9 protein-coding genes are annotated in these 12,184 nt (G+C 43.8%); 3 read left to right on the top strand and 6 right to left on the bottom strand.

The annotated features are described in order from the left end of the window. Positions 1-29: 29 nt before the first annotated feature. Positions 30-2,231: a bifunctional alpha,alpha-trehalose-phosphate synthase (UDP-forming)/trehalose-phosphatase gene (locus tag EOD41_RS05755; protein WP_127703844.1), complete on the bottom strand. Its 2,202-nt coding sequence runs from the start codon at positions 2,229-2,231 to the stop codon at positions 30-32. 111 nt (positions 2,232-2,342) lie between these two features. Between EOD41_RS05755 and EOD41_RS05760 the strand changes: the two genes are divergently transcribed. Beyond that, positions 2,343-3,428: a mechanosensitive ion channel family protein gene (locus EOD41_RS05760; RefSeq protein WP_127703845.1), complete on the top strand. Its 1,086-nt coding sequence runs from the start codon at positions 2,343-2,345 to the stop codon at positions 3,426-3,428. A 76-nt stretch (positions 3,429-3,504) separates the two neighbouring features. Next, a complete protein-coding gene (locus tag EOD41_RS05765; protein ID WP_127703846.1) occupies positions 3,505-3,825 on the top strand; it encodes a DUF6686 family protein in 321 nt (106 codons plus the stop codon). 18 nt (positions 3,826-3,843) lie between these two features. On the opposite strand, the gene EOD41_RS05770 is transcribed toward EOD41_RS05765, so the two are convergent. The 4 genes from EOD41_RS05770 to EOD41_RS05785 form a co-directional block, all read right to left on the bottom strand. Continuing rightward, a complete protein-coding gene (locus tag EOD41_RS05770; protein WP_127703847.1) occupies positions 3,844-5,028 on the bottom strand; it encodes a M20 metallopeptidase family protein in 1,185 nt (394 codons plus the stop codon). After that, the gene (locus EOD41_RS05775; RefSeq protein WP_127703848.1) at positions 5,025-5,474 is read right to left on the bottom strand and encodes an SPOR domain-containing protein; all 450 of its coding nucleotides are present in this window, start codon (positions 5,472-5,474) and stop codon (positions 5,025-5,027) included. The genes EOD41_RS05770 and EOD41_RS05775 overlap by 4 nt, the downstream gene beginning before the upstream one ends. 117 nt (positions 5,475-5,591) lie before the next feature. After that, a complete protein-coding gene (gene secA, locus EOD41_RS05780; protein WP_127703849.1) occupies positions 5,592-8,903 on the bottom strand; it encodes a preprotein translocase subunit SecA in 3,312 nt (1,103 codons plus the stop codon). A gap of 186 nt (positions 8,904-9,089) precedes the next feature. Beyond that, positions 9,090-9,647 (bottom strand): hypothetical protein, encoded by a 558-nt coding sequence (locus EOD41_RS05785; RefSeq protein ID WP_127703850.1) that lies wholly within the window; start codon positions 9,645-9,647, stop codon positions 9,090-9,092. Positions 9,648-9,783: 136 nt separating this feature from the next. Between EOD41_RS05785 and purD the strand changes: the two genes are divergently transcribed. Continuing rightward, positions 9,784-11,058 (top strand): phosphoribosylamine--glycine ligase, encoded by a 1,275-nt coding sequence (gene purD / locus EOD41_RS05790; protein ID WP_127703851.1) that lies wholly within the window; start codon positions 9,784-9,786, stop codon positions 11,056-11,058. 120 nt (positions 11,059-11,178) lie between these two features. On the opposite strand, the gene rlmF is transcribed toward purD, so the two are convergent. Then, positions 11,179-12,144 (bottom strand): 23S rRNA (adenine(1618)-N(6))-methyltransferase RlmF, encoded by a 966-nt coding sequence (gene rlmF / locus EOD41_RS05795; protein ID WP_127703852.1) that lies wholly within the window; start codon positions 12,142-12,144, stop codon positions 11,179-11,181. Between the last annotated feature and the right edge of the window lie 40 nt (positions 12,145-12,184).

A 12,184-nucleotide genomic window follows, 5' to 3' on the forward strand; every position in this document is an offset into this window, starting at 1 on the left:
AGCAATGATACACTTGAATAGATAGATCTTTACTTGTCGCCTTCTTGTACTACTGCGGGCTGCACCAGGCATTTAAGTAAATGCCTTACTTCACGGTGATTACGCAGGTAAAAACGCGCTGCCGAAATATTACTGCCTACCTTAACTGTAAGAGAATTATCGGGTAAAGCCTTAAAAATATCTTCGTCTGTATGGTCGTCGCCTAAAGCCATAATAAAGTCGAAGCTGCTTTTATGCAGTAAAGCTGAAGTTGCTTTCCCTTTATTTATTTCAATGTTTTTTATCTCTACTACCTTGTTACCAGGTAGCAGTTGCAGTCCGCGATCGTTTGTTAAATACCGCAGGTTATTCATCAGTTCATTAGTACGCAGTTCGCCCAAACCTTTCTCCACATTGCGGTAATGCCATACAAGCGAATAATTTTTTTCTTCAATGAACGCTCCGGGAGTACGGTCGACATAGGTTTCAAGCATCGGATAAATATCCTGTTTCCACCCATCACTCAAGCCGGGAATGCTCTCCCATTCGCCGTCTTTCTTCTGCCATGCGCCATGTTCGGCAATCAGGTTAAGCCGGGTATGACCAAACCATTCTTCAAGGTTTTCATGGCTTCTACCGCTTACCAGTACAATATAATTATCCAGATCGGCGCTCAACTCGTCCAGCAGATCATATAATTCCTGATCAGGGCGTGCGGCGTAGATATCCGATTTGAAACCAACCAGTGTACCATCATAATCCAGAAAAATAATTCGATTGGTTGTTTTGGTATATATCTTCTTTATGGCCTGTTCGGTAACATCGGTTATATGCCGCGAACGCATTGATTGCTGCATTTGCTTTACCTCTTTCATGCGCTCCATAAATATGCGTACCCAGTGTTTAATGTTGAATTTTGATACCACCCGGCGCATTAATTTCATCCTGCGTGCCTGCTCCGCTTGCGGCATGGTAAGCCCTTGTACCATGGCTTCCATCATCAGGCTGATGTTACTGGGGTTTACAATAATAGCATCTATCAACTCTTTAGAAGCTCCGGCCATCTCACTCAGTATAAGCACGCCTGTTTCCTGGGTACGGCTGGCTATGTATTCTTTACTTACCAGGTTCATACCGTCGCGCATTGGCGTTACAAGGCAAATATCTGCGGAGTAGTAGAGTGCTGAGAGTGACTCGATAGGAAAAGCGCGATAAAAGTAATGTACAGGGCTCCAGTCGAGCGTACGGTAGCGGGCGTTAATGTCGCCCACTTTGCGGTCAATATTTTCTTTTAGTTCGCGGTACTGCGGCACATTGTCGCGCGAGGGTACAACTATCATATGAAGCACTACTTTTTCCAGATACTCCGGATGGGTATCCAGCAGCAGTTCAAATGCCTGCAGCCGCTGTAGTATGCCTTTACTATAATCAAGCCTGTCAATACATAGCATCAACCGGCGGTCTTTAAAATTCTCCTTTAGGTGATTCACCTCTTCAATCACCTTCTCATCCTTTGTGAGTGATGCGTATTTTTCATCATCAATACCCATCGGGAATGACTCAACTACCACCGGCCGGTCGTCAACCGTAATAACATTGGAGATAGAATTTACAGCGGAAAGGCGTGTAGCAGCGTTTATAAAGTGGCTTGCATCATCAAAGGTGTGAAAACCTACCAAATCTGCCCCAAGCATGCCTTCTATCAGTTCGGCACGCCAAGGTATCAGCCTGAACATTTCAAACGATGGAAACGGAATATGCAGAAAAAATCCAACAGATGAATCAGGGAAGCCTGCCCTCACTAATCCTGGCAGCAGCAGCAGTTGATAGTCGTGTATCCAAATGGTATCTCCGGGTTCGGCAATTGCCAATAAGGCTTCAAAAAACTTACGGTTTACGTTTTTATAATATTCCCAATTTACTTGCTTATAATTTGAGTAAGTAGATGCATAGTAATGAAATATAGGCCATAATATTTCATTAGAAAAGCCTTCGTAGTATCCGGATATTTCATCTGCTGTTAAAAATACAGGTACCAGGCTCAGTCCGGCAAGTTGTTCAGTTACTTGCTGCTGTTTATCAGCGTCGATAACTTCTACGCCCGGCCAGCCCAGCCATAAATTATCTCCGGTACGGTAAACCGAGCCTAACCCTGTTGCAAGCCCTCCCTCGCTCGTCACGATATTGAATTTGCCGTTCTCCTCTGAAATCCTCACCGGCAACCTGTTCGATACAATGATTGTTTTACTCATAAGTATGTCTTTAAAAATGCGGATGCGCCATAAAATAGCCCTTTCCGGCCGCTTTTTAAAATGTTACAACAATTAAATACAGTTTAGGTTATACTACTGTAAGGAATAATTATGCAAGAAGTTTTAGAAAATTGGTCGGCAACAATACATCCCTGGCTGTGGAATTTACTTATTACTGTCGCGGCGATTGTAATAGGTTTAATTATAAAACTGATCATCAAAGGGGTACTAACATTTTATAAAAACCGTACAGATTATTCGTTATTCCGCAGCATTATTATACATACGGGCCGCCCGCTCAATCACTTTGTGCCATTACTGATATTAAACCTGATGTTCCCGCTGATGGAGCTGGGTAAGAAGTTTTACGGACCGCTTAGTAAGATAGTTCAAATACTACTTATGATATCATTTGCGGCATTACTTATAAGCGCCATAAAGGTATTTGAAGACTATATGTACCACATATATGATCTTAATAAAACCGATAATCTTAAAGAACGTAAGATACGTACTCAGCTACAGTTCATCCGTCGGGTTATAGTAAGTATTGTGGTGATCCTTACTATTGCCGCTATACTGCTTAGCTTTGAAAACGTACGTAAGATAGGTGCAGGATTGCTTACAGGTGTAGGTATAGGTGGTATAATTATTGGCTTTGCGGCACAAAAATCATTAGGTAATTTTTTAGCCGGTTTCCAGATAGCTTTTACGCAGCCTATACGCATTGATGACGTGCTTGTAGTAGAAAATGAATGGGGCAAAGTAGAAGATATCACCTTAACTTATGTGGTAATGAACTTATGGGATCAGCGCAGGCTTATTTTGCCTATAACCTATTTTATTGAAAAGCCTTTTCAAAACTGGACGCGGGTGTCTGCCGACCTGCTTGGCGCTGTAATGTTATACCTGGATTATAATGCACCTATAGAAGAGATGCGTAAGGAGTTTGACCGCTTAATGGAAAGCAGCCCGCTATGGGATAAACGTGTAAAAGTTGTTCAGGTAACTGATGCAAAAGAAAGAAGCCTGGAAGTACGCATGTTGGTAAGCGCTCAAAATTCAGGCAATCTCTTCGACCTGCGTTGTTACATACGAGAAAACATGGTAAAGTTTATCCGTGATAATTATCCTCAAAGCCTGCCTATGGATAGGGTATTGCTGAGCCCCGAAACTACTGTGCAACAGCAGGCTTAATAAAATTTTCAATATTGTTTGCATGAGTTAAGAAAGGTGTTAGCTTTGTTATTTATAATTAGTCTAAATAAATAACATGTGCGAATCTACCATCCTAAGTACAAAAGCAGCGACTGTAATTAGTTTTTGCAAATGCTGCAATACCTTATACATCTGGCATAATAACATCATGCTAAGTTTTACTGCCGAGCAGTTTAAGTCATTTAAGAAATATAGCGAGGATCTCGACCTTGAGGATATGCTGCACGATTTCCCTGATATGTGTGAGCGTATAATATTACGAACGCCACATCGTGATATCAGCTTCACCTTCACCTTGGGCGAATGGTACTACTTTAAAGAAGCAATGGACGAAGCGCTGTATATGCTGGAAATATATTCGATGATCGAGGGATAGTCCGTGGGTTGATACAGACTAATTATCCAGTTGCTTAACAGCAAGATAAGCCATCAGGCCGGTACTTGTTTGCAGCGCGGTTTCATCAATATCAAAAGTTGGGGTATGTACCGATGAAGTAATGCCTCTTTCTTCATTACGGGTACCCAGACGGTAAAAACAGCTGTCGGCAGCCTGTGAATAGTAAGCAAAGTCTTCAGCAGCCATCCAAATGTCCAGGTCGAGCACGTTTTCTTTCCCAAGATAATCTTCAGCAAAGCCCCGTGTGGCATTAGTGAGGTTCTCTTCGTTTATCAGGAATGGATAACCTTTCATAATATTAAACTCACATGTTCCGCCCATGCTTTCGGCCATGCCTTCGGCCATTTTTTTCATACGTTTATGAGCTTCTTCGCGCCATTTTTCATCCATCGTACGAAAGGTGCCTTCCAGGTAAACCTCGTTAGGTATAACGTTGGTAGCGCCATTGGCTATTACTTTACCAAATGAAAGTACCGACGGGCTCTTTGGGTCGTTAAAACGGCTAACGATCTGCTGCAGGGCGGTAAGTATATGAGCAGTAATAATAACCGGATCGATATTTTGCTGAGGTTGCGCACCATGCCCGCCTTTGCCTTTTACGGTTACATACAACTCATCAGTACTGGCCATGTATTTCCCGGCACGGAAACCTACCTTACCGGCATCAATAAGCGGCATCACATGCTGACCGATAACCGCGGCCGGTTTCGGATTTTCAAGCACGCCTTCTTTTATCATCAGGCTGGCGCCGCCGGGTAGTTTCTCTTCGGCAGGCTGAAATATTAACTTTACTGTACCGCCAAACTCGCTTTTTAAACTTGTTAAAATTTTAGCTGTACCCAGTAATGACGAGGTATGCACATCGTGACCGCAGGCATGCATTACACCCGGTTTCTGTGATTTATATGGCACCTCGTTAGCTTCGAGGATAGGTAAGGCGTCCATGTCGGCACGCAGGGCAACTACCTTGTCCGACGGTTTATCACCTTTTATTAAAGCAACTAAACCGGTGTCAGCCATTTTTTGGTAGCTGATGTTTAACTCATCAAGCTTGCGGGCAACAAACGCTGATGTTTCCACTTCATGAAACGACAATTCAGGATTGGCATGCAGGTGTCGGCGGTTGTTTACCACATCCGAATAAATACTTTTTGCTGCTTCCTGAATTTTCTCTTTTATCATTTTGGTGTTTCCAGTTTGGGCGGATTAATTTTTCCGCTAATAATAAACATTCCTGTAAAATATGGCTTAAGTTCCTGCATCATTTTTTGCGCTTCCAACCGAGAGCGAAAGTCGCCTGCATGAACTTTATAATTCGGGTCGCGGTAGCTTATATATGTACGCATACCCGGGTACATTTCCTGAAACTTGTTTTGCGCGTTGAAAGCAGTATTACGGTTTGACCCGCTGAATATTTGTACCCTGTATCCCCAGTTAGACGAGCGTACTGCGCCACTTTTTTTATTCAGATCGTCCCAGCGGGCAATAAGCGTATCCACACGAGAGTCTTTTATCACCTCAACCTTGCCTCGTTCCTGCGCGCTTGCAGCAGCGGCTATCAGCATAAAAAAAGTACAGCACCCGGTTACTTTGGCAGTTAATGCTTTGTAAATGGATGCTGTATTCATTGTATTATCATTCGTTGTCATTTCGAACGATAGTGAGAAATCTTCTGCGACATGCATGTATAAGAAGATTTCTCCCTCGTTCCTCGTCGAAATGACAGGGAAAACATTATTTGCTAGTTACACCAAACCCTGACCGTGGCAGGCTTTATATTTTTTGCCACTTCCGCAAGGGCAAGGATCGTTCCTGCCTATTTTTTGCTCAACTCTAACCGGAGCAGTTTTTTGCAGTTCACGGGTATCGTCAACCGGTACGCCGTTGCTTTCGTGCACTACTTCAGCTTTTGACGCCTTGATATTTTTCAGGTCGGTTTTAGGCTGAGGTTTTGCCTCACGAATTTGCTCAGGCTGTTGCTGTTGCACCGGTATGCCACCCCTGAACAGGAAGCTTACCAGCTCTTTATTTACGGTTGCCAGCATTTGCTGGAACAGTTTAAACGCTTCAAATTTGTACACCAGCAACGGATCTTTCTGCTCGTACACGGCATTTTGTACCGATTGCTTCAGCTCATCCATCTCACGCAGGTGCTCTTTCCAGGCATCGTCAATCAGGTACAGGGTAACATTCTTTTCAAATGCTTTAAATACTTCCTGACCGTTGTTCTCAATAGCTTTTTTAAGCGGAACCGCTACCTGCATACCATGTACGCCATCGGTAAACGGAACAATAATCTGCTCAACCTGGCTGCCGCGTGTAGCAAACACATCTTTCAACACCGGTAATGCCTGTTGGGCAATACCTTCTGATTTGCGGTGATAAAAATCACTCACCTCATCAAATATGCGGTCGACAAGGTTATTTAACGACAGGCTTGAAAACTCCTGCTCGGTAACCGAAGCGTCAACAGAGAATATGCGAATGATTTCCAGCTTAAAGCCTTCGTAATTGTTAGCCTCTTTGTATTCAGTGGCAATATCTTCAACCACATCAAAAACAGTGTTATTGATATCAACATCCAGACGTTCGCCAAACAACGCGTTTTTACGTTTCGCGTAAATAACGGTACGCTGCGAATTCATCACGTCGTCGTACTCAAGCAGGCGTTTACGGATGCCAAAGTTGTTTTCTTCAACCTTTTTCTGCGCACGCTCGATAGATTTTGAAATCATCGAGTGTTGTATCACCTCACCTTCTTCAATACCCATGCGCACCATCAGGTTCGAAATTCTTTCCGAACCAAATAAACGCATCAGGTTATCCTCAAGCGATACAAAGAACTGTGACGAACCCGGGTCGCCCTGACGACCTGCACGGCCACGTAACTGCCTGTCTACACGGCGGGATTCGTGCCTTTCGGTACCAATGATAGCTAAACCACCAGCTTCTTTAACGCCAGCGCCAAGCTTAATGTCGGTACCACGACCGGCCATGTTGGTAGCGATAGTTACAGTTCCCGATTTACCTGCTTCTGCTACTATATCCGCCTCTTTTTGGTGCAGCTTAGCGTTCAATACATTATGTTTGATGCCGCGCAGTTTAAGCATGCGGCTCAATAATTCTGATATCTCAACAGAGGTTGTACCCACCAATACCGGGCGACCAGCCTGTGTAAGTTTTACTATTTCATCAGCAACGGCGTTGTATTTTTCACGCACAGTGCGGTAAACCAAATCTTGTTTGTCTTCGCGGCGTGTTGGTGTGTTGGTTGGTATTTCAACCACATCAAGTTTATATATCTGCCAGAACTCACCTGCTTCGGTAACAGCAGTACCCGTCATACCGCAAAGCTTGTGGTACATCCTGAAGTAGTTTTGCAAGGTTATGGTAGCGAAGGTTTGTGTAGCGTCTTCAACCTTTACATTTTCTTTCGCCTCGATGGCCTGGTGTAACCCGTCTGAATAACGTCGACCATCAAGAACACGGCCAGTCTGTTCGTCAACTATTTTAACCTTGCCATCGTCAACAATGTATTCGGTATCTTTTTCAAACAGCGTATAAGCCTTTAGCAACTGGTTAACCGAGTGGATACGCTCAGATTTTATAGAGAAATCGCGCATCAGCGCGTCTTTCTTTGCTATCTTCTCTTCGTTGCTCAGGCTCGATTTTTCAATTTCAGCTATTTCGGTACCTACATCAGGCATTACAAAGAAATGCGGATCTTCACCCGAAGCAGTGATTAGCTCTATACCTTTTTCGGCAAGTTCAACCTGGTTGTTTTTCTCATCGATAACAAAGAACAGTTCGGCATCTACCTTATGCATTTCCTTGTTTTGGTCCTGCATGTAGTGGCCTTCAGTTTTTTGCAAAAGCGTTCTGTTGGCGCCTTCGCTCAAAAACTTAATAAGTGCTTTATTTTTAGGTAAACCACGGTGGGCACGAAGTAAGGCTAAACCACCTTCTTCAACACCGGTTTTGCCTTCGTTTATTTGTTTTTTTGCTTCGTTAAGTATGCCTGTGATATAGTTACGCTGCGCGTTAACCAGGCGCTCAATGCGTGGTTTCAGTTCATAAAACTCGTGTTCATCGCCACGCGGGATAGGGCCTGAAATGATAAGTGGTGTACGGGCATCATCAACCAGCACCGAGTCAACCTCATCTACCATCGCGTAGTGTAGCTTGCGCTGTACCAGCTCTTCGGGACTGCGTGTCATATTGTCACGCAGGTAATCAAAGCCAAATTCGTTGTTAGTGCCAAAGGTAATGTCGGCTAAGTAGGCTTTGCGGCGCTGCTCAGAGTTTGGCTCATGCTTATCGATACAATCAACAGACAAACCGTGAAACTCATACAGTGGGCCCATCCATTCCGAGTCACGACGTGCAAGGTAATCGTTCACCGTTACAATGTGTACGCCTTGTCCGGCAAGCGCGTTCAGGTAGGCAGGCAGCGTGGCTACCAGCGTTTTACCTTCACCTGTTGCCATCTCGGCAATTTTACCCTGATGCAATACAATACCGCCAATCAGCTGCACATCATAGTGCACCATATTCCAGGTTACCTCGTTGCCGGCGGCAACCCAGGTGTTGCTGTGCAGGGCTTTATCACCGTTTATAACAACATTCTTTTTGCGTGAGGCCAGGTCACGGTCAAACTGAGTAGCGGTAACTTCCAGTTGACTATTATTGGCCAAACGGCGGGCGGTTTCTTTTACAACAGCAAAGGCCTGTGGTAAAATATCTGCCAAAACTACCTCTAATTCTTTATCGCGGTCTTTTCCCAGTTTATCCAGCTGAGTGTATAAGTCAACTTTTTCAGCAACATCAAGGTCGGGGTTATTGTCGGTTTGCTCTTTTATAGCGGCTATTTGCGCGTCTATCTCAGCAAGCCTTTCCTGTATGGTTTGCTTAAATTGCAGAGTTTTTCCCCTTAGCTCGTCGTTACTTATGCTTTCGAGCTTGGCAAATTCAGCTTTAATTTTATCAACTATAGGATTTATGCTTTTTACGTCGCGTTCTGATTTGCTTCCAAAAAGCTTACTGAAAAATTCTAACATCGTATTCTTTGAAAATATATTTGGTTATGGAAACTCAACAATTGCGCCACAGCGCGTTGCATAGCCATTTTGACAGGCAAAGGTAAGGTTTTTTGCTTTAACGGGGATTTTTATGTTTGATTATGTGTAAGGTATTGGTTTTATATGGATTCTTTAGCGATGGGTTTCAAACCTATCGCTAAAGAATTATTTTAGCTTGTCTTCATCGTCATCCTCTTCATCGTCATCACCTTCAAACCCGTCTTCATTGAATCCTTCTTCCTCATCCTCGAAATCCTCGAAGAACCGTTCTTCGTCAAACATCAGCTCTTCAAGTTTTTCCTGCTCAGGGGTACTGGTATCAAAGCGGATAGCCCAGTTGTCGGGTATGTCATATGATTTATCGAAACCGCGTATCCAGTCGATAAACTCCAAACGGAACTCGTCAACCTTTTCGCGCATAAGCTGTACATAGTCCTCTTCGTTAATATTTACCATTGAGGCAAACGATACCGCGTTAAACATATCCTGCGCAGCCAGCTTTATTAAAACGGCGTTTTGCATGCGCAATGAGTATAGTCCACCACCTTCGGCACCGGCTATTTTTGCTTGTATAAGGGCAGCATTGCTGATCATCTGTGCGGCCAAACTTTCCTTCATATCATCCTCCTTAAGCGCCTCAGCGATCACCTCCACCAGATCGAACAGTTCCTGTGCTTTTTGGTACACAGGCAGCTTTTCGTAATCCCTCATTTTACGTTCCATAATAACAAAGGTAATTTTTTAAAAACTGATAGTATTGTGCATTATGTGAACGCATAAAAAATTTACAGTCTATGCCGTTATACTAAACCAATCACTCACTGTTCACCACTAATAACAAAATCATATCTTTGCCCGCATGAACATCCTCATCCTCGGATCGGGCGGAAGGGAAAGCGCCTTCGCCTGGAAATTATCGCAAAGCCCTAAATGTGAAAAGCTTTTTATTGCCCCAGGCAACGCTGGTACCGGACAGTATGGAACCAACGTTAACATTAAGACTACCGATTTTGCTGCAATTAAAACTTTTGTTCTGGCCAATGCAGTAAACATGGTTTTGGTTGGTCCCGAGGAGCCACTGGTAAAGGGTGTGCATGATTTCTTTCTGGCTGACGATGACATAAAACACATCCCGGTTATTGGGCCGCAGGCTGAGGGTGCACAGCTTGAAGGCAGTAAGGATTTTTCAAAACAGTTTATGGTTCGCCATAACATACCTACGGCAGCGTCGCACACATTCACCCGCGAAACCTTGCAGCAAGGCTTTGAATACATTCCAACTATAGGTTTACCGGTAGTATTAAAAGCTGATGGATTGGCCGCGGGTAAAGGCGTATTGATTTGCCTTACCCATGAAGAAGCGCAGCTTGAACTTACCGAAATGCTTACCAACGCTAAGTTTGGCGAAGCCAGCTCAAAAGTGGTTATCGAACAGTTTTTACAGGGTATCGAGCTTTCGGTATTTGTATTGACAGATGGTAACAGCTATAAGGTGCTTCCATCAGCTAAAGATTACAAACGGATTGGTGAGGGTGATACAGGGTTGAATACAGGGGGCATGGGTTCGGTTTCACCGGTTCCGTTTGCTGATGAGGTATTTTTGCAGAAGGTTGAAGAGCGCATTATCATCCCAACAGTTCAAGGTTTAAAACAGGATAACATTCCATACAAAGGCTTTATTTTTATTGGCCTGATGAACTGCGGAGGAGAGCCGTATGTGATAGAATATAACTGCCGCATGGGCGATCCTGAGACAGAAAGTGTTTTACCTCGTATAGAAAGCGACCTGGTTGACCTGCTTGAAGGCGTAGCAGAAGGTAACCTGATTGAAAAGCAATTTTTAATATCTGATAAAGTAGCCGCTACGGTAGTTTGTGTAGCAGGCGGTTATCCCGGTGAATACTTAAAAGATAAAGTAATTACCGGTATTGATAACGTACGCGACTCGATAGTTTTCCATGCAGGCACATCGCTTGTTGACGGAGAGGTACATACCTCTGGTGGGCGTGTATTGGCTATTACTACCTTGCAGGATAATTTGTTCGACGCTTTGCAACACGCTACTGCCGATGCAAGCCGAATTTATTATGATGGTGTATATTTCAGGAAAGATATAGGGTTTGATCTTTTATAATGTCTTGACCTTGATTTTCTGATATAAGGATTGCTTTGATTGATTTAATAGTTGCGATTTAAGGGAAGCGCTTTTAAGTCAGACGTGATTCTTGGCTCTTGACTCATAATTCTTGAATCTTTACCTCCACCATGTCTCTGCCCACTCTTTCCGGCCGGGCTCATCAAAAAATGTCCATGCCACTATACGGCTTGTTTTTTGACCCTGCGACATGCTGATGGTACGCACATCAACGGCTCCGGCTTTTTTTATCGCTTTGTAAACACCAGGCAGGGTGTCCTTTTTTGATACCAACGTAGTGAACCATAAACATTGCTGCGCTACCAGTACGCTTTGTTCAACCATCAGTTTAATAAATGCCGCTTCGCCGCCTGGATACCATAGTTCCTTTTTTTGACCGCCAAAATTAAGCTGGCTTTTTTGTTTGCCGTTGGCATCAAGCTTATTCCATTTGTTTACGCTTGCCAACTGTGCTTCCAGCGTTGATGCGTGAAAAGGCGGGTTGCATATGGTAACGTCAAAGCCCTCTTTGCTTAAAACAATACCTTTAAATATATTATGGCGGTTGGTTTGCTGCCGCAGCAGCACTTGCCCCCGCAACTGGTCGTTAACATTAATTATATTTCTTGCCGAACGTATGGCAATCGGGTCAATATCAACGCCAACAAACTGCCAGCCATATACACTTGTACCTATAGCCGGATAAATACAGTTAGCCCCGATACCAATGTCCAGTATCTTCATTTTTTTTCCTGTTGGAACAGTGCCATTATTTGTTTCGGCCAGCAGATCGGCTATGTAATGTATATAATCTGCTCTGCCGGGTACCGGTGGACAAAGGTATCCTTCGGGGATATCCCAATCTTTTATGTTGTAATACTGCAGCAACAGGGCCTTATTCAGCATCTTAACCGCTTCGGCATCACTGAAATTAATTGACAGAGTATTGTGTTCGTTCAACTTAACAAAAGGCGCAAGTTCAGGTGTGGTTTTTATCAGCTTCTTAAAATCATACCCTTGCCTGTGCGCATTACGCGGATGTAAATTTTCTTTTTCGGCGACAGGTTGTTTTGGAGCTTGCGGCATATTGCTGTATTAAATGGCAAAGGTACAAAAATCGTCATGG

It is taken from the genome of Mucilaginibacter limnophilus, from assembly GCF_004005815.1.
GTDB classification, from domain to species: domain Bacteria; phylum Bacteroidota; class Bacteroidia; order Sphingobacteriales; family Sphingobacteriaceae; genus Mucilaginibacter; species Mucilaginibacter limnophilus.